21 protein-coding genes are annotated in these 23,803 nt (G+C 66.1%); 3 read left to right on the top strand and 18 right to left on the bottom strand.

The window, feature by feature from the left end:
* Positions 1-9: 9 nt before the first annotated feature.
* The 14 genes from F9K20_RS10655 to F9K20_RS10590 all read right to left on the bottom strand — a co-directional run bounded on the left by F9K20_RS10655 (position 10) and on the right by F9K20_RS10590 (position 14,619).
* The gene (locus F9K20_RS10655; protein WP_291001061.1) at positions 10-1,110 is read right to left on the bottom strand and encodes a site-2 protease family protein; all 1,101 of its coding nucleotides are present in this window, start codon (positions 1,108-1,110) and stop codon (positions 10-12) included.
* An 86-nt stretch (positions 1,111-1,196) separates the two neighbouring features.
* Positions 1,197-2,600, bottom strand: coding sequence for a L,D-transpeptidase family protein (locus F9K20_RS10650; protein WP_291001058.1), 1,404 nt, complete (start codon positions 2,598-2,600; stop codon positions 1,197-1,199).
* A 207-nt stretch (positions 2,601-2,807) separates the two neighbouring features.
* Complete coding sequence (gene thiL, locus F9K20_RS10645) at positions 2,808-3,848, bottom strand: thiamine-phosphate kinase (RefSeq protein WP_291001055.1); 1,041 nt, start codon at positions 3,846-3,848, stop codon at positions 2,808-2,810.
* The gene (nusB, locus tag F9K20_RS10640) at positions 3,829-4,341 is read right to left on the bottom strand and encodes a transcription antitermination factor NusB (RefSeq protein ID WP_291001052.1); all 513 of its coding nucleotides are present in this window, start codon (positions 4,339-4,341) and stop codon (positions 3,829-3,831) included. The genes thiL and nusB overlap by 20 nt, the downstream gene beginning before the upstream one ends.
* A complete protein-coding gene (gene ribH / locus F9K20_RS10635) occupies positions 4,338-4,802 on the bottom strand; it encodes a 6,7-dimethyl-8-ribityllumazine synthase (protein ID WP_291001194.1) in 465 nt (154 codons plus the stop codon). The genes nusB and ribH overlap by 4 nt, the downstream gene beginning before the upstream one ends.
* Before the next feature lie 60 nt (positions 4,803-4,862).
* Positions 4,863-6,014, bottom strand: coding sequence for a 3,4-dihydroxy-2-butanone-4-phosphate synthase (gene ribB / locus F9K20_RS10630; protein ID WP_291001049.1), 1,152 nt, complete (start codon positions 6,012-6,014; stop codon positions 4,863-4,865).
* The gene (locus tag F9K20_RS10625) at positions 6,011-6,604 is read right to left on the bottom strand and encodes a riboflavin synthase (protein WP_291001047.1); all 594 of its coding nucleotides are present in this window, start codon (positions 6,602-6,604) and stop codon (positions 6,011-6,013) included. Before F9K20_RS10625 ends, ribB begins: the two co-directional genes overlap by 4 nt.
* A gap of 21 nt (positions 6,605-6,625) precedes the next feature.
* Complete coding sequence (gene ribD / locus F9K20_RS10620) at positions 6,626-7,774, bottom strand: bifunctional diaminohydroxyphosphoribosylaminopyrimidine deaminase/5-amino-6-(5-phosphoribosylamino)uracil reductase RibD (RefSeq protein ID WP_291001044.1); 1,149 nt, start codon at positions 7,772-7,774, stop codon at positions 6,626-6,628.
* Positions 7,775-7,779: 5 nt separating this feature from the next.
* Positions 7,780-8,307 carry a transcriptional regulator NrdR gene (gene nrdR, locus F9K20_RS10615; protein WP_291001042.1) on the bottom strand — a complete coding sequence of 176 codons (528 nt, stop codon included), beginning with the start codon at positions 8,305-8,307 and terminating at the stop codon, positions 7,780-7,782.
* Between the two features lie 132 nt (positions 8,308-8,439).
* Positions 8,440-9,741 carry a serine hydroxymethyltransferase gene (glyA, locus tag F9K20_RS10610; RefSeq protein ID WP_291001040.1) on the bottom strand — a complete coding sequence of 434 codons (1,302 nt, stop codon included), beginning with the start codon at positions 9,739-9,741 and terminating at the stop codon, positions 8,440-8,442.
* Positions 9,742-9,910: 169 nt separating this feature from the next.
* A complete protein-coding gene (gene hemA, locus F9K20_RS10605; RefSeq protein WP_291001039.1) occupies positions 9,911-11,146 on the bottom strand; it encodes a 5-aminolevulinate synthase in 1,236 nt (411 codons plus the stop codon).
* A 173-nt stretch (positions 11,147-11,319) separates the two neighbouring features.
* Entirely contained in the window at positions 11,320-12,570 is a 1,251-nt protein-coding gene (locus tag F9K20_RS10600) for a L,D-transpeptidase family protein (RefSeq protein WP_291001191.1), read from the bottom strand.
* Positions 12,571-12,811: 241 nt separating this feature from the next.
* Positions 12,812-13,321 carry a winged helix DNA-binding protein gene (locus F9K20_RS10595; protein WP_291001036.1) on the bottom strand — a complete coding sequence of 170 codons (510 nt, stop codon included), beginning with the start codon at positions 13,319-13,321 and terminating at the stop codon, positions 12,812-12,814.
* 170 nt (positions 13,322-13,491) lie between these two features.
* Positions 13,492-14,619 (bottom strand): enoyl-CoA hydratase/isomerase family protein, encoded by a 1,128-nt coding sequence (locus F9K20_RS10590; RefSeq protein ID WP_291001032.1) that lies wholly within the window; start codon positions 14,617-14,619, stop codon positions 13,492-13,494.
* A 160-nt stretch (positions 14,620-14,779) separates the two neighbouring features.
* Between F9K20_RS10590 and F9K20_RS10585 the strand changes: the two genes are divergently transcribed.
* Together F9K20_RS10585 and hemB are read left to right on the top strand one after the other, a co-directional pair.
* Positions 14,780-15,937 carry an extensin family protein gene (locus tag F9K20_RS10585; RefSeq protein WP_291001029.1) on the top strand — a complete coding sequence of 386 codons (1,158 nt, stop codon included), beginning with the start codon at positions 14,780-14,782 and terminating at the stop codon, positions 15,935-15,937.
* A gap of 87 nt (positions 15,938-16,024) precedes the next feature.
* Positions 16,025-17,116, top strand: a complete 1,092-nt coding sequence (gene hemB / locus F9K20_RS10580; protein ID WP_291001027.1) for a porphobilinogen synthase — start codon at positions 16,025-16,027, stop codon at positions 17,114-17,116.
* Positions 17,117-17,209: 93 nt separating this feature from the next.
* Here hemB and F9K20_RS10575 read toward each other — a convergent pair whose 3' ends face one another.
* The 4 genes from F9K20_RS10575 to F9K20_RS10560 form a co-directional block, all read right to left on the bottom strand.
* Entirely contained in the window at positions 17,210-17,581 is a 372-nt protein-coding gene (locus tag F9K20_RS10575; protein ID WP_291001024.1) for a hypothetical protein, read from the bottom strand.
* Positions 17,582-17,775: 194 nt separating this feature from the next.
* On the bottom strand, positions 17,776-18,087 hold the full coding sequence (locus F9K20_RS10570) for an EF-hand domain-containing protein (RefSeq protein WP_291001189.1): 312 nt from the start codon (positions 18,085-18,087) through the stop codon (positions 17,776-17,778).
* Between the two features lie 274 nt (positions 18,088-18,361).
* Entirely contained in the window at positions 18,362-18,868 is a 507-nt protein-coding gene (locus F9K20_RS10565; RefSeq protein WP_291001022.1) for a DUF2155 domain-containing protein, read from the bottom strand.
* Positions 18,869-18,969: 101 nt separating this feature from the next.
* Complete coding sequence (locus F9K20_RS10560; RefSeq protein WP_291001020.1) at positions 18,970-19,371, bottom strand: NADH:ubiquinone oxidoreductase subunit NDUFA12; 402 nt, start codon at positions 19,369-19,371, stop codon at positions 18,970-18,972.
* A gap of 574 nt (positions 19,372-19,945) precedes the next feature.
* Here F9K20_RS10560 and F9K20_RS10555 point away from each other — a divergent pair.
* Positions 19,946-23,680, top strand: a complete 3,735-nt coding sequence (locus F9K20_RS10555; protein ID WP_291001017.1) for a vitamin B12-dependent ribonucleotide reductase — start codon at positions 19,946-19,948, stop codon at positions 23,678-23,680.
* The last annotated feature ends 123 nt before the right edge of the window (positions 23,681-23,803 follow it).

Genomic DNA, 23,803 nt, shown 5'->3' with positions numbered 1-23,803 from the left:
GCGCATATCCTACCCGCCGAGCCAGCCTGTCCCGCTCTTATCGCGCGAAGCCCCGATCATCATCAGCTCGCTCAGGTTTTCCGGCGTCAGGTAGCCGATGAGACGCCCCGACCTATCAACGACGCCGACGAAGCCCGCACGCGAGCGGCGCAACAAGCTCGCCGCCGCGGCGAGATCTTCGCTCGCCGGCACAGCCGGCACGTCGGCTTCCATGATTTCCAGTGCTGGCTTCGCCCCACTGCCCTCGCGCAGCGCTTCGATGATGGCCTTGCGTGTCACCACCCCGCGCAGCCGCCCGGCGCCGTCGAGCACGGGAAACTCCTGCTGCGTCGTGCGCAAGAGCAGCGCCGCCGCATCGTCGGCGGTGGCCGTCACGCCGAGTGGCTCGAAGGCGGTGATCATGCCCTCGGTGACAGGGTGACCACGCGTCAGCTCGCGCGCCTCCACCATGCCCGCCTCGCCCGCCGCAGCCAGGAAGATGAAGACGGCAATGAGCACCAGTATCGGATTGCCCATGAAGCCGAGGAAGGCGAAGCCGACGGCGAGGATCTGCCCGATGCCGGCGGCCACCTTGGTGCCACGCGCATAGCCGAGCCGCATCGCGAGCAGAGCCCGCAGCACGCGGCCTCCGTCCATGGGGAAGGCAGGAATGAGATTGAAGACGAGCAGCACCACGTTGGCGATGGCGACCTGCGCCAGGAATGTCTGCTGCAGAGCGTCGAGCGACATCTGCGCCGGGTCAAAGCGCAAGCCGAGCGCGGCGATGAGCACGACCGCGATGACGAGATTGACCGCCGGGCCGGCCAGCGCCACGACGATTTCCTGCGATGGCTTCTCCGGCATCCGCTCCAGGGCGGCGACACCGCCGATCGGAAGCAGCGTCACGTCCGGCGTGCGAATGCCGTAGCGCCGCGCCGCCCAGATGTGCCCAAACTCGTGCAGCAGCACGCAGCCGAACAGCACGAGAATGAACAGCACCCCCGACAGCGCTTCCTGCGCCCCTCCGCGCGACCATTGCACGGCGGCGATCCAGGCCAGCAGCAGCAGGAAGGTAATGTGCATGCGGACGGCGGTGCCGCCCCACGAAAATAGTCTGATCGACCAGCCCACGAGCAAGCCCCGACGATGAGATTGGCCCTCGCCAACAATATAGGGGCGCGAGCCTCATCATAGTATGGCCGAAGCGAGAATCCGCCTCAGGGGGCGAGCGTCACCGCCGGCGCCGGCTCGTTCGGATCGCGGTCCATCTCGGCAATCTGGTCGACGGAGCCGTCGCGACCGTAGATGTCGGGGCGGAACTCGACCTCGCCGTCGCGCTCGGCCCAGGCGGTGATGTAGACGAAGTAGACGGGGACCGGACGCGTCAGGTTGACGTCCACCGCCTGCCCTTGCTCGACGATCTGTCGGGCCCGTCCAGGCTCGCCCCAGCCGGGCTCCTGGTGGGCGATCCAGTCGACGAGGTCGAACACGCCCTCGACGCGCACGCAGCCGGCGCTGAAGGCGCGCGAGCGCTGCGCGAACAGCGGCTTCATCGGCGTGTCGTGCATGTAAACGGTATGCTCGTTGGGCATGTCGATGCGCACGAGACCGAGGGCATTCTGCGGTCCAGGGTCCTGCCGGAACTTGAAGCGCTTCGCCTCGGCAGAGCCCCAATCGACGGTCTGCGGATCGATCTCCGTGACGCCGGCCGGGTCGAGCACGCGGATCTTTTCGTTCTGCAGGTAGTCCGGCTCCTTCATGAGCCGCGGGATGAGGTCGAGGTGGGCGACGCTGTCGGGCACGCGCCAGTACGGGAAAAAGTTAAGAGCGCGAATGGTCGCCTTCACCGAAGGTGACTGGCGCTCGGTACGGCCGACGATGACGCGGTGGCGCTGCTGCACCTCGTACTTCTGCACCGCTTCGAGCTGAAAGGCCGGGATGTTGACCAGCACATAACGCTCCTCGGCTGGCGTCGTCATCAGCTCGCGGATGCGCCCGAGATTGATGCGCAGCTGATTGAGGCGCTCCTCAACCGTCATGTTCAACGCCGGGTAGGTAGAGCGCTCGACGCGACCCGTGGGGCGCAGGCCGTTGCGGCGCTGGAAGTGACGGACGGCCGCCGCCAGCTCCTCGTCGAAGGTGTAGGAATTGTAGTATTGCCCGCGCGACCTCAGATCGCCGCTGGCAATCAGCCGCCGGCGTAGGATGGGGACGCGCTCGTCGTCCTCGCCTTCGCGCATCATGCGCCCCGGAGGCACCAACGGCCAACCGCCCTGCTGCGCGATATCCTGATAACGCGCGATGGCGGCCTCCATGGCCGTGATCATCTCGTCGGAGCGCATCGGCATGGCGTCGGGCCGCAGATCGTCGAGCGGCTCGGACTGGCGTGCAGCGCGCTGGCGCTCACGCTCCTCCTCGCGATGGCCGGAGTAATCGGGCGTGCCGGAGCCGGTGAGGCTCTCCCACCAATTCGCTTGCGCCGCCTGCGCCTGTGCGGGGGCGCCAAGCAGCAAGACGCCGAGAATGCCGACGAGAGCACGCATGGCCAGGCCGCGAGATCCTGCCCCGCGCGTGGCGAGGTGCGAACCCAAAAGCCGCGCAGGCGCGCGATATGCCAGCATGAAACCGTCCCGATTCCGCTCGATGTGCCACCATCATTGACCGCAACCATCGTATGCGGTCGCGCCCCTCTGGCCCCATCGCCAACGCCTCAATAGCCGTCAGGATATGGCCAAACCAAGACGCCTGGATGTTGTTAAATTGTCCCGCCTGGCAAGCCCCCGCGGTGATGCCGATTTGGTCGCACGCACGCGCCCATTCAAATCCCATCATGATCGCGAAAAGTGATCCCAGCCCGCCTTGCCGAAGACAACGGCTTGACCGGCCCGATCCGTCGCGACAACGCCGGCAGCGGCCGCCGCGATGGTGCCGATGCACGTCACACGTGTGCCGGCCTTATCTGCCAGGCGTTCGAACTCGCCGGCCCGTGCGGGCGGCACGCAGGCCAGCACCTCGTAGTCCTCGCCGCCACTCATCAAGTCGGCAAGTGTGGCACCGCCGGCCGCGATGATCGCTCGCGCTGGTTCGGAGAGCGGTACATGAGGCGCCTCGATGTGCCCACCGACACCGGAGGCGCGACAAAGGCGATCGAAGTCCTTCATCAGTCCGTCCGAGATGTCCATCGCCGCCGAGGCGCACGCGCCGAGAGCCGGCACGAGCGCGACCGGGGGATGTGGTCGCGAGAAGTGGGCATCGAGATCGCGACGGGCTGCAGCGTCGAGCTTGCAGCGGGCGCGCAACTCGGGGTCACGACGCAGCGCCAGCCCCAGCGCGGCATCGCCGATGCACCCGGTGACATAGACGCGATCGCCGGGTTGCGCCGTCGTGCGCAGCACCATGCGTCCCTTGGGAACGGTGCCGAAGGCTGTGATCGAGACACTGAGCGGTCCCGGCGTGCGGTCGGTGTCACCGCCGGCGAGCCGGCAGCCGAATGCCTGCTGCGCGGCGGCGAGGCCCGCGGCGAAGCTTGCCAACCAGGCCCGCTCCGGCGCATCCGGCAACGCGACGCTCATCAGGTAGGCGAGCGGCGTCGCACCCTTGGCGACTAGATCAGAGATGTTGACCGCCAGCGCCTTCCAGGCAATGGCGCACGGATCCTCGCCGGGCAAGACGTGCACACCGGCGATGAGCGCGTCCGTCGTCACGATGAGCTCGGCCCCCGCCGGCGTGGCAATGACCGCGCAATCGTCCTTGAGGCCCAGGGCGCCGGGAAAATCTGCCGCCAAAGGCGCCCAGTATTCGGCGATCAGCGCCTCTTCGCCGCCGATCTCGCGCTCGCGCGGTGGCGCCTCATTTGGATCGCGTGGCATCACGGTTGAACTCGGCGGCGCGCAGCTGGCGCGCCAGCTTGTCGAGCACGCCGTTGACCACCTTCGGCTCGTCCTCGGAGAAGAACGAATGCGCGACGTTGATATACTCGTTGATGACGACGCGGCTCGGCACGTCGGGGCGCTCCATGAGCTCGAAAACGCCGGCGCGCAGAATGGCACGCACGATGGCATCGATGCGCACCAGGCGCCAGCCCTCGGCGAGCTGCTGATCGACCAGCGGATCGATGTCGCGCTGGCGGCGCACAACCCCGCGCAAAAGCTCGGCGAAGAAGGCCGGATCTGCACCGGCCGCCGCCTCGTCGCCCGGCGCACGCGGAAAGCGCAGGCGCACGAACTCGTCGATCACGGCGTTGAGGTCGGTGCCAGCAAGGTCCATCTGGTAGAGGCCCTGCACGGTGGCGACGCGCGCCGCTGTGCGCGGCGGCAGCGCGATCTTGCCGGGCGTTGGCGTGGCTTTGCTGGCGGTGGTCATGCGCTCTGCCCCTCGAACGCGCGTTGAAGCTCGATCAGCCGCAGGCAGGCGCGCGCCGCATCGCCGCCCTTTCCGTCGGCGCCGCCGCGCGCCCGCGCCAGCGCCTGCGCCTCGGTGTCGACCGTGAGGATGCCGTTGCCCAGCGGCACGGCATGCCGGACGGCGACCTCCATCAGCCAGTGATTGGCGTTGTTGCACACGATGTCGTAGTGCGAGGTCTGGCCGCGAATGACGCAGCCCAGCGCAATGGCGCCGTCGAACTTGCCGATCTCGGCGCGGCGCGGAACGAGACCGGCAGCGACCGCCTGCGCCAGAACCTGCGGGATCTCCAGCGCTCCTGGAACCGACATGCGCTCGTAGGCGACGCCCTGCGCCTCGAGTGCCGCGACCGCGCCAGCAAGGAGCGCGTCGGAAATCTTCTCATAAAAGCGCCCTTCGATGATGAGCACCCGCGCGCGCATCTCGCCCCTCGGGGACCTGCCCACACCGCGCACCGGAGGATCAGCTTTAACGACCATGACTCACTCGATCCTGCGCGTGCCGACGATGCGCAATCCAAAGCCTTCGAGGCCGACATAGACGTGTGCCGGCGAATTCGTCAGTAGCACCATATCGCGTACACCGAGGTCGGTGAGAATCTGCGAGCCGACGCCGATTTCGACTTGCCGCCGCTCGCGCGCGCCCTCGGCTGGCTTCTTCGGCTGGACGCGGCCCGCAATCCACTCGGACACCAACTTGGGGCGCAGATCGCGGATCAACACGACGACGCCGCGCCCTTCCTTCTCGATCATGCGCAGCGAATTGGCGATCTGCATCCCCTCGCCGGCCTCGCCGACTCCCAGAAGATCACCGAGCAGACTGACCGCGTGCACACGTACCAGCACCGGTCCAGGGGCGGACAGATCGCCCTTGACGAGCGCAAGGTGCTCGCCCGGCTCGACCGTCGTCTCGTAGACGTGCAGATCGAGCTGGCCGGCGGCGGCTGTATTGACGCGCGTCTTGGCGATGGCGCGCACGAGGTGATCGTTGCGCAGCCGGTAGGCAATGAGATCCTCGATGGCGCCAATCTTCAACCCGTGCCGCTGCGCAAAGGCAACGAGATCGGGCATGCGCGCCATGGTGCCGTCGTCGTTCATGATCTCGCAGATCACTGCTGCCGGATAGAGCCCGGCGAGACGCGCCAGATCGACGGAGGCCTCCGTGTGCCCGGCGCGGATCAACACGCCACCCTCGCGCGCCACCAGCGGGAACACGTGCCCGGGCGAGACGATGTCAGAGGCGCCTTTGGTGGCGTCGATAGCCGTGGCGATGGTGCGCGCGCGATCGGCAGCGGAGATGCCGGTAGAGATTCCTTCGCGCGCCTCGATCGACTGCGTGAATGCGGTGCGGTTGCGCGAGCGGTTGCGGCCGACCATCGCCTCGAGCTGCAACTCCTTGGCGCGCGCGCAGGTAAGCGTGAGACAGATGAGCCCGCGCCCATAGCGTGCCATGAAGTTGATGGCATCCGGCGTCGCCATCTGCGCAGGGATGACGAGGTCGCCCTCGTTCTCGCGTTCCTCGGCATCGACGAGCACGACCATGCGGCCGTTGCGCATATCCTCCAAGATCTCGGGGATCGAGGATAGACAGCCGCGGCCTTCCGAGATGGCGTGTTGGCCAACGTCGTGCGTCACGGTCGAAACTCCAGGAGCCGCGCGATGTAGCGCGCAAACAGGTCAACCTCGAGGTTGACGGATTGCCCGGGGGTTTTCGCGCCCCAGGTCGTCACCGTCAAGGTGTGTGGGATGACGTTGACGCCGAAGCGGGTATCGCTCACCTCGTTCACGGTCAGCGACACGCCATCGAGCGCAACCGAGCCTTTGGGAGCGATATAGGGTGCCAGGTGCTCAGGTACCTCGAGGGAGAAGCGGCGGCTTTCCCCGTCCGGCACGATCTCGACGATGCGGGCAAGGCCGTCGACGTGGCCGGTGACAAGATGCCCACCCAACTCCTGGCCCAGGCGCAGCGAGCGCTCAAGGTTGACCTTGCGGCCAGGCTGCCACTCGCCGAGGGTCGTCTTGCCGCGAGTCTCGTTCGAGACGTCGACGGTGAAGATGCTCCCGCTCGCCTCGGCACGCACCGACGTCATCGTCAGGCAGCAGCCGTCGCAGGCCATCGATCCGCCGACCTCCAGCTCCGATGCCGGGTAGCGGGCGCGGATGCTGAAGCGACCATTGTCGTGCGCGATAACCTCGCCGATGTCTGAGACGATGCCGGTGAACATGGCTTGGCTTCCTCGCTGCCTTCACTTGCCTTCGGTTTGTCCGCGGTTGCCGCGGTGCCAGTGCCGGCGCAGTGCCAGCATATCGTCTCCGCCGACGGTTCGCCGATCGTAAATGTCGAAGCCACTCGTCGACACGTAGCGGCCGATCGCCTTGAGCGCCGCGGGCGGTGATAGCTCGGCGCCGTCGCTACCGCGTGCATGGAACAGCACAATCTCGTCGATGAGGCTAGCGCGCGAGAAGGCGGTCCAGGTTGTGGGGCCACCTTCGAGCAGCAGCCGCGTGATCCCGCGGGCAACGAGCCTTTCCATCACCGCCGGCAGCCATAGCTCGCCGCCAACCAGCGGCGCCGACACCACTTCCACGCCTTTGGCGGCGAGTGCAGCGACGTCGATGCCTTCGCCACAGACGACCCACAGCGGGTGTTGGCTCGCCGTCTGCACCAGCCGCGACAGTTCGAGTCCCTCGGGATCGCGCGCCAACACGATCCGCACCGGCGAGCGTGCTGCGAGTCCCGGCAGGCGACAGGTGAGCAGCGGATCATCGTCGAGCACCGTGCGCCTGCCCACCAATATCGCATCCGAGCGGGCACGCATCAGGTGCCCCAGTGCCCGTGACGCCTCGCTCGTGCCCCACGTCGGCTGGCCCCGACGGCCGCGCGGCACCTCGCCCGCGGCGTCGAGCGCCAGCTTGGCGGTCATCAACGGGCGGCGCTCGGTGACGCGCAGGATGTGCCCGGCGGCGACCCAGTGGGCTGGCTCGAGCAGCAGCCCGCGTTCGACTTCGATCCCCGACTGCCGCAAGCGGGCGAGCCCGCGCCCGGCGACGCGCGGGTCGGGATCCTCGATGGCGCAGACGACGCGCGCGAGGCCCGCATTCAGGATGGCGTCGGCACACGGCGGCGTCACCCCGTGATGGGAGCACGGCTCGAGCGTCACATACATGGTGGCGCCGCGCGCCCGCGCCCCGGCGCGCGCGATAGCCTCCGTCTCGGCATGCGGACGCCCACCCGGCGCCGTCCAGCCGCGCGCGATGATCTCGCCGGTCCGCTCGTCCGCGATCACCGCGCCGACGGCCGGATTGGGAGCCGTGCGGCCGAGCCCGCGCGCGGCGAGACTGAGCGCGATCTGCATCATGTGGGCGTCGAAGCCGGCGCGCTCCGCGGGACCCATCGCGCTCAATGCTTCTTGAGCGGCGCCGTCTCCACAACGGAGCTCTCGAAGGCGATATGCGGCGCTTCATGCGCGCCGACCGGCTCGGCGGCAATCTCGCCGAGCACCTCGTGGAAGTCGGCTGCCTCGCGGAAATCGCGGTAGACGGAAGCAAAGCGAACGTAGGCGACAGGATCGAGGCCGCGCAGTGCCTCCATCACGAGGCCGCCGATAGTCGAGGAGGCGACCTCGCTTTCGCCGGCGCTCTCCAGCTGGCGCACAAGCCCCGACACCATGCGCTCGACGCGCTCGGGGTCGATGGGGCGCTTGCGGAGGGCGACGTTTACGGACCGCATAAGCTTGTCGCGATCGAAGGGCACCTTGCGGCCCGAACGCTTGACGACCAGCAACTCGCGCAATTGCACCCGCTCGAAGGTGGTGAAGCGCCCCCCGCAATCGGGGCAGATGCGCCGCCGGCGGATGGCCGCGTTCTCCTCGGTGGGGCGGCTGTCCTTCACTTGCGTGTTTTCGCCGGCGCAGTAGGGGCAGCGCATTTAGGCTTTCCTCCGCCGGCTGGCTCGAGCAGCCGAGCGCGGTGGATGATTATTAGCTGCTAGGAGACCGCAGAGGCAACGCGGCGCGCACAGGATATCCCAAGCGCGCCGCGCCATGTTGGTAACTGTCGATCAGGAGTAGATCGGGAAGCGCTTGCACAGGTCGATGGCCTGCGCCTTCACCTTCTCCTCCACGGCGCCGTTGCCGGCTTCGCCGTTCTTGGCGAGGCCGTCGAGCACCTCGGCGATCATGCGGCCGATCTCCTGGAACTCGGCGACGCCGAAGCCGCGCGTGGTGCCGGCGGGAGCACCGAGGCGCACGCCGGAGGTGACCATCGGCTTCTCCGGATCGAACGGCACGCCGTTCTTGTTGCAGGTAATGTGCGCACGCCCCATCGCCTTCTCGGAGATGTTGCCGGTCAGCTTCTTCGGGCGCAGGTCGAGCAGGATCAGGTGCGTGTCGGTGCCGCCAGAAACCAGCGCGAAGCCTGAGTTGACCAGCACCTCGCCCATCGCCTTGGCATTCTCGATGACGTTCTTGGCGTAGACCTTGAAGTCGGGGCGCAGCGCCTCGCCGAAGGCCACCGCCTTGGCGGCGATGATGTGCATCAGCGGGCCGCCCTGGATACCCGGGAAGATCGCCGAGTTGATCTTCTTGGCGATCTCCTCGTCGTTGGTGAGAATCATGCCGCCGCGCGGGCCGCGCAACGTCTTGTGCGTCGTCGTGGTGACGACGTGGGCATGCGGGAAGGGGCTCGGGTGCTGGCCGCCGGCGACGAGACCGGCGAAGTGGGCCATGTCGACCATGAGGAATGCGCCCACCTCGTTGGCGATGGCGCGGAAGTCGGCGAACTCGATGTGGCGCGGATAGGCCGAGCCGCCGGCGATGATGATGCGCGGGCGATGCTCGAGCGCGAGCTTATAAACCTCGTCCATGTCGATGCGGTGGGTGTCGGGGCGCACCATGTACGACACCGGCTTGAACCACTTGCCCGACTGGTTGACCGGCGAGCCGTGCGTCAAGTGACCGCCGGCGGCGAGGCTGAGGCCGAGGATGGTGTCGCCCGGCGTGGCGAGCGCGTTGAACACGCCCTGGTTCGCCTGGCTGCCCGAGTTCGGCTGCACGTTGGCGAAACCGCAGCCGAACAGCTTCTTGGCGCGGTCTATGGCCAGCTGCTCGACGATGTCGACGTACTGACATCCGCCGTAGTAGCGGCGCCCAGGGTAGCCCTCGGCATACTTGTTGGTGAGCACGCTGCCGGCCGCTTCCAGCACCGCCTTGGAGACGATGTTCTCGGAGGCGATCAGCTCGATTTCGTACTGCTGCCGGCCCAGTTCCTTCTTGATCGCATCCGCGACCTCTGGATCGCCGTCGGCAATGCTGGCGGTGAAAAATCCGCTCTTCGAGACGGGCTCGGCCTTCGCGTTAAACATAGGTCTTTGTCCTTGGTTCGCGGGTAGGTGAATGGGGTTCCTCGAGCGCGCGGGGTGGTCGGCAGGAGTTCGACCATAGTAGGAGCGCGCCGCGCCGGGCTCAACCCGTACAGCTTATTGGGGTTTCCAACTAGCGATTTTTGCGGGGTGCGCGGAAGCGCAGCGGGCCCTATTCCGCCGCTAGCCGCACGTACTCGCCCTTGGACACCGGGCAAGCCTCCCACAGCTCGGTCAGCGCCGCCACGAGGTGATCGATCTGCGCCGGCGTGTGCACTGGCGAAGGCGTCAGCCGGATCCGTTCGGTGCCGCGCGGCACCGTCGGATAGTTGATCGGCTGAACGTAGATCGCGTAGTGCTCGAGCAGGGCATCGGTCACCGCCTTGCAGTGCACCGGGTCGCCGATGGTCACCGGCACGATATGGCTCAGCGAGGTCATCACGGGCAGCCCGGCGGCACTGAGGCGCCCCTTCACATCGGCCGCCCGCTCTTGAAGCTGCGCCCGCTCGATGCCGCTCGACTTCAAATGGCGGATGCTGGCGACGGCGCCGGCGGCCAGCGTCGGCGCCAGCGAGGTGGTGAAGATGAAGCCGGCCGCGTACGAGCGAATGGCGTCGCAGCAGTCGCGGGAGGCCGCGATGTAGCCGCCCATGACGCCGAAGCCCTTGGCCAGCGTCCCGTTGATGATGTCGATGCGGCCCATGACGCCGTCACGCTCGGCAATGCCGCCGCCGCGCGGGCCGTAGAGGCCGACCGCGTGCACCTCATCGAGGTAGGTCAGCGCGCCGTATTTCTCGGCGAGGTCGCAGATGGCGCCGATGGGGGCAATGTGCCCGTCCATGGAGTAGACGCTCTCGAAGGCGATGAGCTTCGGCGTGGTGCGGTCGTACTCCTTGAGTAGCGCCTCGAGGTGCTCGATGTCGTTGTGGCGCCAGATGCGCTTCGGGCCGCCGCCGTGGCGAATGCCCTCGATCATCGAGGCGTGGTTCTTCTCGTCCGAGAAGATGACGAGGCCCGGCAGCAGTTTCGTCAGCGTCGAGAGGGTCGAATCGTTGGCGACGTAGGCGGAGGTGAACAGCAGCGCCGCTTCCTTGCCATGCAGGTCGGCAAGCTCCGCCTCGAGCTCGACGTGATAGTGCGTGGTGCCGGAGATGTTGCGCGTGCCGCCGGAACCGGCACCGACCGTGTCGATCGCCTCGTGCATGGCGGCAATGACGGCAGGGTGCTGCCCCATGCCCAGGTAGTCGTTCGAGCACCAGACGGTGATGGGGCGCGCCGGCTCGGAATTGTTGAAGTGCTCGGCCGAGGGATACGCACCGCGCCGACGCTTCAGATCGGCGAAGACCCGATACCGCCCTTCACGATGCACGGCATCGAGCGCATCCCTGAACTTCGTTGCATAATCCATCAGCCGACTTTCACTCCCCTAGGCCCTTTTTGCTTGTCATTTTCCTTATCATTGCCCGGCAGGCCTTGACGAGCAACGTGTCTATTGTCGCGCCGATCATCAAGGCTCGCGCGAGAATTTCCGCGATGTTCGTGCTGGTGGCCTTGATGCGGGTCAACCGTGCGGCGCGACAACTAGTACGCTGCGGCTATCTCGCCGACCCCATCCTTTAAGTAAACGTCGGGCCGGAATTGAATGACACCATCCGGCGTCGCCCACGCCGTAACGTACGCGAAATAAAGCGTCACGGGCTTGCGCAAGCGCACCGTCTTCGTTTGCCCGCTCTCCTTTAAGTGCTCGACCTGCTCGGCGGTTCCTTGTCCAGTCAGCAGCCACGCCGCCAGCTGCTCGATATTTTGCACGCGCACACATCCCGAGCTGGCCGCTCGGAAATTACGCCCGAACAGGGACTCCTTCGGGCTGTCGTGCATATAGACGGAGCTCGAGTTGGCGAAGTTGATCTTTAGGAAGCCGAGTGGGTTGTCCTTTCCCGGGGCCTGCCGGTAGGAGAGTTGCGTCGGGCGCCCGCTTGCCCAGTCGATCGACTCGGGGGCGACTTTCTTGCCGCCCTCGTAGGCGTCGATCCCGAACTTCACGAGCACGCTCTCGCCCTTCTGCTGCATATCCCGGCCCTTGGGGATGAGATCCTCCTTGATCACCGTCGGCGGCAGCGTCCACATCGGATTGAAAGCCAGGTCGGTGATGGTCGAGCGCAGCAGCGGCGTCGGACGATCGGGCTTGCCGACGACGCCAGAGTGGCGCGAGACGACCGCGTTGGTCTCAACCGCCTCCACCTGCGCGGCAGGGATGTTCACCAGCACGTAGCGCTTGCCGACGATCTTCGCGAGGTCGGTCAGGCGGGTGAGGTTCGTCTTGAGCTGCGTCAGCCGCACCTCGGATGGCACGTTGAGCGCCGCGATGGTGCGCTTGTCGACGATGCCTGTCGGCGCCAGACCATTCGACGCCTGAAAGCGCTTCACCGCTGTATCGAGATCGCTGCCAAAGTGATCGGGGTAGCTCGAATCTCCGGTGAGATCGCCGGATCGCATCAGTCGACGACGCAGCACAGCAACCGCGGGGTCTGTCGCTCCCGGCTCGAGTTCCACCTCGGGAACCAACGGAAAGCCGCCGGTGGCGACGATCTCCTCGTAACGGGCTATGGCGGCTTTGGTCGGCGCAAGGTTCGCCTTCGATAGCGTCGGATATCCCTTGGGTGGGTTCGCCTGCCATTCCCGGATGAAGCTGCGGTCGTAGCCGGCGTTGTATTGGGCGGGCCCCTCGCCGACCGGCCCGAACCTCAGGAAATCTTGCGCCCCCGCCGGTGCCGCGGCCCCGATCAGCAAGACCGTGCCGGCGACGAGCGCGGCAACCAATTCCCCCCGCATAGAGCTCACGACAGCCCCTCCCGTTTTTGAAACGGAGTTGAATTCCTTGGCCGGTATCCGCGTATTCCGCAGCAAGCCGCAGGAATATCGGGATATTCGCAGCAGCTTGCAAAGCCAAAAATAAGCTGTGGCTAACCGTCAAGGCAAGCGGGCGTTGGGGATGACAAGTGCAGAAGAAATGGAGCCGCGGGGGCAACCCGCGGCTCCTCGGCGACCGGCGCGTGGGAGTCGATCTCCGGACTTATAGGCGATAGCGGATCTGGTCCGACCAGAAGCGCTCCAGGCGGACGAGCGCCTTGTTGAGGCCGCGGAAATCCTCCTCCGAGACCTCACCGACGGTCGCTACCGAGCCGAGCTGGCGCTGATAGAGCTTCTGCACCACCTCACAGGCTTCCTTGCCCTTGTCGGTGAGGCTCACGCGCACGCTGCGGCGGTCGGTTTCTGACCGCTTGTAATGAAGGTAGCCCATGTCGACGAGCTTCTTGAGATTGTAGGAGACGTTGGAGCCGAGATAGTAGCCCCGCGTCTTGAGCTCGCCGGCGGTCAACTCGCTGTCGCCGATGTTATAGAGCAGCAGCGCCTGCACGCTGTTGAGGTCGGCGCCACCCAGGCGATCAAACTCGTCCTTGATCACGTCGAGCAGCAACCGATGCAGCCTTTCGACGAGGCGCAACGCTTGCAGATATTCGGAGCGGAAACTGTCGGTCTGCCCTGGCGCGCGATGGCGCGCCACGTCGAGCGCAACACTCATAACTGCCTCACACTGTTTGACGCCGGTCCCGGGTATTTTCTTTTTGTCCGGGTTACACCAAGAGGTAAGGCATAAAACTAAAAGTCACCTAAATACCTATAGTAAAAGAATAGTAATAGGGTATCGGCGGAACCCTTCATTCACGTTGCGATACGCGCGCGGCGAGCATTTTACACGCGCGCCGCCTGCATTTCTTGCCGCGTCGGCAGCGCCAGCTCCGCCGGACCCATAGGCGTGAAATAGTCCTCCACCATTGCCGGCGTGACCTCTTCCAGCGTGTCCGGCCTCCACCTCGGGTTACCGTCCTTGTCGATCAGCGCGGCGCGCACGCCCTCGTAGAAGTCGTGCCCGTCGAGGCAACGGCAGGCGAGGCGGTAATCGATGCTGAGCGTCTGGCGCAGGTCGAGCGCGCGAGCGGCGCGAATGTGCCGGTGCGTGACCTTGAGCGAAAGCGGCGAGCGCGCGCGCAGATCTGCGACGACAACGTGCGCCCAGTCGCGCTGCGCTCCCTCGACAGCCTCCAGCCTGGCGATGATCTCCTCCACCGCGGGCGCCGAAAAGCAGCGTGCGATGAGTGGCGCGTAGGGGGCTAGCTCGCCCGGCCCCGGGTCGACCTGGCGCTCATCCAGGATGGTATCGACCGGCCAGGTATCGGCCAGGGCAGCCTTGATTTCCTCGTAGCGTACCGCCGGGATGCAATGCGTCAGCAGGCCCAAGGCGTAGGCGTCGGCGGCGCCGATCGAGCGCCCCGTGAGCCCCAGGTACATGCCGATTGAGTTCGGCAGGCGCGATAGCGACCACGCCGTGCCAACGTCCGGAAACAGCCCGATGGCCGTCTCCGGCATAGCGAAGCGGTACCGCTCGCCGGCGACGCGATGGGTGCCAAACAGGGTGATGCCGACGCCCGAGCCCATGACCGGTCCGTCGATGAGCGAGATGGTCGGCTTGGAGAAGCATTCGTGCAGCCAGTTGAGCGCGTATTCCTCGGCGAAGGCGCGCCGGGCACGCTCGAGGTCCTCGCGCCCCCAGCGCACGATCTCGCGCACGTCGCCGCCGGCCGAGAACGCCTTCTCGCTCGCCGACTGAATGACGACGCAGTACGTCTGCGCTTCGCGCGCAAAGCGTGGAAAGGCCTCCGCCAGCCTGGCGCGCATGGCGGTGTTCAGCGCATTGAGCGCTCGCGGCCGATTGAGGGTGATGACCGCGCACGAGCCGCGCGCCTCGATGAGCAGCTCATTCGCCGATTGCTCCGCGGAACCTTCCGCCGTCATCTGCGCCGTTGCCGTTTCGTGTTGCACAAGTTTGTTCCTGCTGGCTGCTGGTCGATCGCAAGCGACCATCAATCGGACGGATTTCCCTATACACTGGGCCCGATTACGAAGAAACTTGCGCGGTCGATTCGCCCAGTCCTGGCCGAACTCCCGTGCCCCGCACCATGAATAGGTGGAGACGCGAACGATGCTGCGATTGGGTTTAGGCTTAGGGCTTGCGGCTGTCGCGCTGTCGGGCTCAGCGGGCGCCGCCGCGGCGCAAACGCGCGAAACCCTTATCGCCGCCCGCGACTACAAGACCCAGAACGTGCGGACCGACGCCAAGGCGAAGGTTACCCAGACGGCGCAACCGCTGATGGTGCCGCCGCTCCCCGAGCGCAAGACCGCCAAGGCAGCGCCCATCGAGCCGCCGCTGCCCGACGTGTGGACCGCAGCCGAGATCGACGCGGCCAAGGCGCGCTGCACGCAAGCGCTGAAAGGCCTCGACGCGGTCATCACGCCCGAGCCGCCCATCAAGCAAGGTGCCTGCGGAACCCCGGCTCCCATTCGTCTCAGCCGCCTGGCCAAGGTGACGTTCACGCCGGCCGCGCTCATCAATTGCGGCATGCTCGCCCCGCTCCAGACCTGGATCACCAAGGATCTGCAGCCGCTCGCCGCGCGCCAGCTCGGCGCCAAGATCACCACGATCGAAGTGATGAGCGACTACTCCTGCCGCACCGCCTTTGGCCGCGTCGGCAACAAGCTCAGTCAGCATGCCTACGTCGACGCGCTCGATATCCGCGGCTTCGTCACCGACAAGGGTCAGAAGGTGCATGTCCTCGACGGCTGGGGCGCAACCAATCGCGACATTGCCGCCGCCGTGGCGGCTGCCAAGGCCGGGGAGGAGAAGCTCGCGCAAGCGCAGGCGGAAGCCGCCAAGCCCCAGCAGGACAACCCGCGCAATGCCAAGTCCGGCGCCAGTGGGAAGCCGGCAACGCCCGGCGCCGGCCTCGTCAAAGCCACGCGTGTTGACAGCGTCGATGTGGTGACTGCCATCCTGCCTGGGCCAAGCAAGAAGCCACCGCTGGCTGCCCGGCTTGGCGGCCCTGCTGCCGAGGCAGCTCCTGCCGATGCGCGCAAGCAAGAAAGGAAGGCGACCGACAAGGGGCGCGAAAAGACTGCCGCGCTCAGTCCCGGTGCATTGGCAACGCCGCCCGCCGGGCCGCACGCTCGCTTCCTGCGCCAAGCGCACGCGGCCGCCTGCCGCATCTTCGGCACCACACTCGGCCCGGAGGCGAACGAAGCGCACCGCAACCACTTCCACGTCGACATGGCCGAGCGCAAGATTAAGAAAATCTGCGACTAACCAGTCGGCGGGGAAGCCACGCAACGGGCTTGCCAAAGGACGCGCGTTGCGGTGAGTGTGGCTGATCCACGCCCCCCGGACGACGCGATGAAGCCACGCCAGCCCGTCTCACACGCAAAGCCCTCCGCGCGCCGCACCGACGCGGCTGAGCGCGGCGATGCGCCAGGCGCGCTCGGCGCCTTCCCCAGCGTGCGCCTGCGCCGTGCGCGCTCGACGCCCTGGTCGCGGCGCCTCGTTGCCGAGCATCGCCTCGGCGTCGACGACCTGATCTGGCCGCTGTTCGTCATCGAAGGCAGCGACAAGCGCGTCCCCATCGCTTCCATGCCCGGCGTGGAGCGGCTGTCGATCGACAACATCGTCGCCAGCGCCGAGCAGGCGATGCAGTTGGGCATCCCCGCCATCGCGCTGTTCCCCAACACCGAGCCGAGGCTGCGCACTGAAGATGCACGCGAAGCGTTCAACCCGGAAAACCTCGTCTGCCGGGCCACGCGTGCCGTAAAGGCGGCCGGCCTCGACATCGGCATCGTGCTCGACGTCGCCCTCGATCCCTACACCAGCCACGGCCACGACGGCCTCATTCGCGGCTCGGAGATCGCCAACGACGAGACGCTCGAGGCGCTGGTGCGTCAGTCGCTGGTGCAGGCTGAGGCGGGAGCCGACATCCTGGCGCCTTCCGACATGATGGACGGCCGTGTCGGCGCCATCCGTTCAGCTCTCGAGGACAATGGTTACGCCAACACGCTGATCATGGCATACGCGGCCAAGTACGCATCGGCATTCTATGGTCCGTTCCGCGACGCGGTCGGTTCCTCGGTCACTCTCGCGTCGGCGCAAGGGCAACGCGACAAGCGCACCTATCAGATGGATCCGGCGAATTCCGACGAGGCCTTGCGCGAGGTAGCGCTCGATCTGGCCGAGGGCGCCGACCTCATCATGGTCAAGCCGGGGATGGCGTATCTCGACATCGTGCGCCGCGTCGCCGAGACGTTCCGCGTCCCCACCTTCGGCTATCAGGTGTCCGGCGAATACGCGATGCTACAGGCTGCCGCCAACGCCGGCTGGCTCGACGGCGACGCAGTGATGATGGAGAGTCTGCTGGCCTTCAAGCGTGCCGGTGCCGCCGGCATTCTCACCTATTATGCCCCGCGGGCTGCAGCGTTGCTGAGGGAGAAGCGCTGAGGGCGGGCACCTCGCTGACACGCGAGCAGGCGCCGAGCAGTTGATCTCGACGCCCGCTGCTGGCAACCGCCCGTCCCTTCATGGACTTGCGACCTACTGGTTGCCGGGCTGCATCTTGGAGCCTTCCTCGGCCGGCGGGTTGGCGCTGCCCGCCTCACCTGTGCCGGCACCGGTCGAAGCCGCGCTCTTCACCAGGCCGCTGTCGCACGCCTTGGTGAACTCGTCTTTCTCGAGGGTGTTGTCACCGTCCGGATTGGCGGCCTTGAAATCCGTCACATATGCGGCGGCCTGGGACTCGGAGATCGGCCCGCCGTCCGGACTAGCTTGATTCCACAGGGACGCGCATTCAGCCGCTGACAGCTTCATCGCACCCGCCTCTTGGCCGCTCGCTGCCGGGTCGGTTTGAGCATAAGCAGCCATCGCCGAACCTGCGGCCAGGACGCCGGCCAGCAAAATACGTTTCATTGGACGTTCTCCTTTTGATTTTTTGTTGACCGGCGGTCCGCCGATCTGCGGAGTTCAACGTCCTCATCGCGCGCGATGTTCCTTGTGTGCTTAGCCCGAGTGTGAGCGGAACGATGCGGCGAGCGCGAGGCCTCCCACCTTGAGAGCCGTACAAGCTCGCCGCATGCAAAATCGCCTCTGGCGGGGCGCCAGCGTCAGTGGATCAGCAACAGCAGCGACTGCCCGGCGGGCGACTTCAGCTCGGCTTCGTCGAGCGTTCCGTCGTTGTCCGGGTTGGCGGCGTTGAAGCGCTTCTCGATCAGCGCATTGTACTCGTTGAGATCGAGCGTGCCGTCGTTGTCAGGGTCCGCCGCCTTGAGCTCGGCTTCGTCGACGCGGCCAGCGAGCTCCTTGGCGTCGAGCGTGCCGTCATTATCGGGATCGAGCTTCTTGAACTCGACAGCTCCAGCCGCCTTGGCCTCGGCCAGATCGACGGTGCCGTCGGCATCTGGGTCGAGCACCTTCATCAGTGCTGCATCAACGGTCGTTTCGGCCACAGCCGGTAGAGGGAGAGCGGCGCCCGCAGCGAAAGCGAGGCTAAGCGAGAGGAAAAGTCTTGAAAGCATCTGGCAATCTCCGGTTCGCTTTCTTCTGTACGTCACCGGTAGGGGAATACGCCCCGGTTGTGGCGGCTTCCATGACGTGGGAGGAGCGCGGGTGAGCGCAATATGATGCGTGCGCAACGATGCGCCGCAAACTTAAGAGAAAAACGCGAAAGCCGGGTCGTGTCTGGCCTGTGGATTACCGACGCACGCGGCGGCGCGGCGCGAACGGATCCTCATCCTGTGGCGGCGCCTCGCCTGCAGCGGCGTCGGGATTGTCGCCACTGTGCTGCGCGACGGAGCCCCTAGGCTTCTGGCAATCAGTGAGCCACACGTCGAACACCGGGTGCTCGACGGCATTGAGGCCGGGGCTTTCAGCGAACATCCAGCCGGTGAAGATGCGCTTCTCTTGCCCGTCGAGTTGGATCTCGTCGACCTCGACAAACGAGGTCGTCTTCGGCTGCTCTTCCGGCGGGCGGGAATAGCAGACGCGGGGGGTCACCTTCAGCGCCCCGAACTGCACCGTGGAATTGAGCGGCACCTCGAATTTCGAGGTGCGCGCCGTCACCTTGTCGAGCGCCGAGAACACGGCGACGGCGTTGTCGATGCGATCGGCACGGGCGCTTCCCACGGCCAGGACGACCGTTGCGCAGACAATCGCGGCCGATCCCGGCAACTTGCGCCACTTCATCGACGTTTCGGTCATTCGCACTACACCGCCCGTTGCGGCTCTACGCGCCGCGTGCCTCCCTGAGCCGCGAGTTGGGCCGAAATTTGGAGGTATTGCCGCAGTGCCGACGTTCTGCTTCACGCTTCGGGGCGCCAGGGCTTGTAGTCGCCCGTGGCCTTGGCACGCACGCCCTGGCCGAGAATCGATCCTGGCGGCCGGTAGGCGTCCGGCGTGCCGGTCTGGTTCATGAGGTGCGGACGCTGCCAGGGTCGCGGCTGGTAGTTCTGCTGCGACGGCGGCGTATCCGCCGTGTAGTGCAGCCAGCCGTGCCAGCCGGCCGGCACCTTCGAGGCCTCGGCAAAGTCCGTATAGGTGACCCAGCGGCGCGGGCGCCCGAGCGGCCCGACACCCTTCTTCTGCTCATAATAGCGGTTGCCAAACTCGTCTTTGCCGACGAGGCGCCCCTGACGCCAAATCGTCAGGCGCGTGCCCCAGGTGTTGCCGCCCCACCAGCAGAAAATCTCGCTGAAAAGTCCCATCGCCCTGCCCGCTGTTTCGCGCCCGCACCATCGCCCAGATTGGGCGGCACGGCAATGCACTCAGCTAGGCATCTGGGCGCGGCAGATGCGCAACAGTCGGCCGCCGGGGAATCGCCATAGGCTAGTCACGGTCGAACTTGCGGGCGCGAATTTCTGCACATCCCGCCGCGGCTCGGTTCTTACGGGCGCCGACACTCAGCCGGCACTGAACGCCCCACAGGAAATCCACGGTTTTTCCGGCTGTTATCGGGAATCTATCTACATCTAGTATGGGTGCGACCCGCAACATACAAACTCTTTGGCGTTGCGGCTCGAATCGGACACTTTGGATCGGCGCGATCCAAGTCATGGCGAGTGTCCGCTAAGGGACATCGCTGTGGCTCCCAGGCCCGCGCGGCAGTATCGGGTCCGTCGACCCCATCCCACATCGTGCAGGCAGCAGGCGAAGGCACCGCTTTCGCCGAGGGTGAGTTTGTGCCCGCTGCATCCAGTCGAGCGTTCAACAAATCAGCATTGCGTGCGCCCCCTCTTCTCGCGTTGGCGCCGGCCACGACTAAATCCTCGGGGGATACTTATGAAGATCACGCGGCGCTTCACCACTGCCGGCACCTCGCCCTACGACCTCATCGAATTCCGCCGCGCCACCAGCGAGATCAAGAATCCGGACGGCTCGATCGTCTTCCGCCTCGACGGCTTCATGGTGCCGGCGCAGTGGAGCCAGGTCGCCGCCGACATTCTGGCTCAGAAGTATTTCCGCAAGGCCGGCGTGGCCCGCGCCCTGAAGAAGGTGGAAGAGACGCAGATCCCCTCGTGGGCCTGGCGTTCCATCCCCGACGAGAAGGCGCTCGCCGAGCTGCCGAAGGAAGAGCGCTACGGCGGTGAGACCGACGCGCGCCAGGTGTTCGACCGCCTCGCCGGCACGTGGACCTACTGGGGCCTCAAGGGCGGCTACTTCACCACCGAGGAGGATGCGCGCGCCTTCTATGACGAGCACCGCTACATGCTCGCCATGCAGATGGCGGCGCCCAACAGCCCGCAGTGGTTCAACACCGGCCTGCACTGGGCCTATGGCATCGACGGCCCCGGCCAGGGCCACATGTACGTCGACCACGAGACTGGCAAGCTGACCGTCTCCGACAGCGCCTACGAGCACCCGCAGCCGCACGCCTGCTTCATCCAGTCGATCGAAGACGACCTCGTCAACGAGAACGGCATCATGGATCTGTGGGTGCGCGAGGCGCGCCTGTTCAAGTACGGCTCCGGCACCGGCTCCAACTTCTCCAAGCTGCGCGGCGCCAACGAGAAGCTGTCAGGCGGTGGCAAGTCGTCCGGACTGATGAGCTTTCTAAAGATCGGCGACCGCGCGGCCGGCGCTATCAAGTCGGGCGGCACGACGCGGCGCGCCGCGAAGATGGTGGTCGTTGACGTCGACCACCCCGACATCGAGGAGTACATCAACTGGAAAGTTAAGGAAGAACAGAAGGTTGCGGCTCTCGTTACCGGTTCAAAGATCTGTCAAAAGCGACTGCATGCCGTCATGAAGGCGTGCGTGAACTGCGACGCCGACGGGGACGCCTGCTTCGACCCGGCAAAGAACCCGGCCCTGAAGCGGGCCATCAAGGAAGCGCGTCGCGACGAGGTGCCCAACAACTACATCCTGCGCGTCATCCAGTTCGCGCGCCAGGGCTACAAGGATATCGAGTTCGCCACCTACGACACGGACTGGGATTCGGAAGCCTACCTCACCGTGTCGGGGCAGAACTCCAACAACTCGGTGCGCGTCACCGACGAGTTCCTCAACCGCGTCGAGGAGGACGGCGACTGGGAGCTGACGCGGCGCCTCACCGGCAAGCCGCACAAGACGCTGAAGGCGCGCGAGCTGTGGGACCAGATCGGCTATGCCGCCTGGGCCTCGGCCGACCCCGGCATCCAGTTCCACACCACCATCAACGACTGGCACACGTGTCCGAAGTCGGGGCCGATCCGCGCCTCGAACCCGTGCTCGGAGTACATGTTCCTCGACGATACGGCGTGCAACCTCGCCTCCGTCAACTTGATGATGTTCCGCAATCCGGAGACGGGCGCGTTCGACGTCGCCGCTTTCGAGCACGCCTGCCGGCTGTGGACCATCGTGCTGGAGATCTCGGTGCTGATGGCGCAATTTCCCTCGCGCCAGATCGCCGAGCTGTCTTATCGCTACCGCACGCTGGGGCTCGGCTTCGCCAACATCGGCGGCCTCCTGATGGCGAGCGGCATCGGCTATGACTCGGCGCCGGGGCGCGCCATCTGCGGCGCCATCTCGGCGGTGATGACCGGCATCGCTTATGCGACCTCGGCGGAAATGGCGCGCGAGCTGGGGCCGTTCCCCGGCTATCACGCCAACGCGGCCGACATGCTGCGCGTCATCCGCAATCACCGCCGTGCCGCCTACGGGCAAAAGGACGGCTACGAGAAGCTGGCGACGTTCCCGGTGCCGCTCGACCACGCCGCGTGCCAGGACGGGGCGCTCATCGAGGCGGCCAAGCGCGCCTGGGACCGCGCCATCGCCCTCGGCCAGAGCCACGGCTTCCGCAACGCGCAGGCGACCGTCATTGCGCCCACGGGAACCATCGGCCTCGTCATGGACTGCGACACCACCGGCATCGAGCCCGACTTCGCGCTCGTCAAGTTCAAGAAGCTGGCCGGTGGCGGCTATTTCAAGATCATCAACCGCGCCGTGCCGGAAGCCTTGCGCACGCTCGGCTACCGCGAGAGCGAGATCGCCGAGATCGAGGCCTACGCCGTCGGCCACGGCTCGCTGGCGCAGGCGCCGGCGATCAACCCAACAACGCTGAAAGCCAAAGGCTTCGACGCCGAGGCGCTGGCCAAGATCGACGCCGGGCTCGAGAGCGCCTTTGACATCAAGTTCGTGTTCAACAAGTGGACGCTGGGCGAGAGCTTCATCGTCGACAAGCTCAAGGTCCCCGCCGACAAGGTGAAGGATCCGGCGTTCGATCTCCTCACCGCGCTCGGCTTCTCCAGGAAGGACATCGACTCCGCCAACGAGCACGTCTGCGGGGCGATGACGCTGGAAGGCGCGCCGCACCTGAAGCCCGAGCACCTGCCGATCTTCGACTGCGCCAACCCGTGCGGGCGCAAGGGCAAGCGCTATCTGTCGGTCGACAGCCACATCTACATGATGGCCGCCGCCCAGCCGTTCGTCTCCGGCGCCATCTCCAAGACCATCAACATGCCGAACGAGGCGACCGTCGAGGACTGCAAGGCTTCCTACATGCTGTCGTGGAAGCTCGCCCTCAAGGCCAACGCGCTCTACCGCGACGGCTCCAAGCTCTCCCAGCCGCTCAATTCCCAGGTGCTCGGCGATGATGCCGACGAGCAGGAGGAGGTCGCCGAGCAGATGCTCGCCGACAAGCCGATGGCAGCGCGCGCCAACGTGGCGGCCGAGCGCATCGTCGAGCGGGTCATCGAGCGCGTGCGCACGCAGGAGCGCGAGAAGCTCCCCAACCGGCGCAAGAGCTACACGCAGAAGGCCACCGTCGGCGGCCACAAGGTGTACCTCCACACCGGCGAGTACGAGGACGGGCGGCTGGGCGAGATTTTCATCGACATGCACAAGGAAGGCGCCGCCTTCCGCTCGCTGATGAACAACTTCGCCATCGCCATCTCACTCGGCCTGCAGTACGGCGTGCCGCTCGAGGAGTTCGTCGAAGCTTTCACCTTCACGCGCTTCGAGCCGGCCGGCCTCGTCACCGGCAACGAGACGATCAAGAACGCCACCTCGGTGCTCGACTACATCTTCCGCGAGCTTGCCGTGTCCTACCTCGGGCGGCACGACCTCGCCCACGTCGACCCGCGCGAGATCGTCGGCGAGACGGGGCTCGGCTCATCGGATCAGGAGACCGACGAGACGCTCGGCCTCGAGCTGCCCGACAGTGTCTCCAAGGTGGTGTCGAAGGGCTTCATGCGCGGCAACCTGCGCCTGGCCTCGGGCGGTCGCGCGCACAGCGACAACGCCGTCCCGGCGCTTGCCGATCTCGGCAGTGCGTTCCCGGCCGTCGAGGGCGATACCGCGCTCTACCCGATCGAAGGCGCCACGGCGCTGAAGGCCGACAGCTCGGTGATGTACTCGCGCCTGACGGTGACGCGCGCCGAGGTGTCGGTGAAGGCGCGCGATGCCGACTTGCGCGCCGAGGCCCGCATCCGCGGCTATGAGGGCGAAGCCTGCCGCGAGTGCGGAAACTTCACGCTGGTGCGCAACGGCACCTGCCTCAAGTGCGATACCTGCGGCGGCACCTCCGGCTGCAGCTGATCCAAACCTCAGAATAGGAGAAGTCGATGCTGTGGATTGTATGCGTAGTGCTCCTTGGAGCGCTGATTACCGTTCTTTGGGTTCACAGCATCGACGCACGATTGATCCATCAAGGACAGCAAT

Origin of the sequence: Hyphomicrobium sp. (assembly GCF_009026145.1) — a bacterium.
In the GTDB taxonomy this organism is placed as follows: Bacteria; Pseudomonadota; Alphaproteobacteria; order Rhizobiales; family Hyphomicrobiaceae; genus Hyphomicrobium_A.
This window is presented reverse-complemented; position numbering and strand designations above follow the sequence as displayed.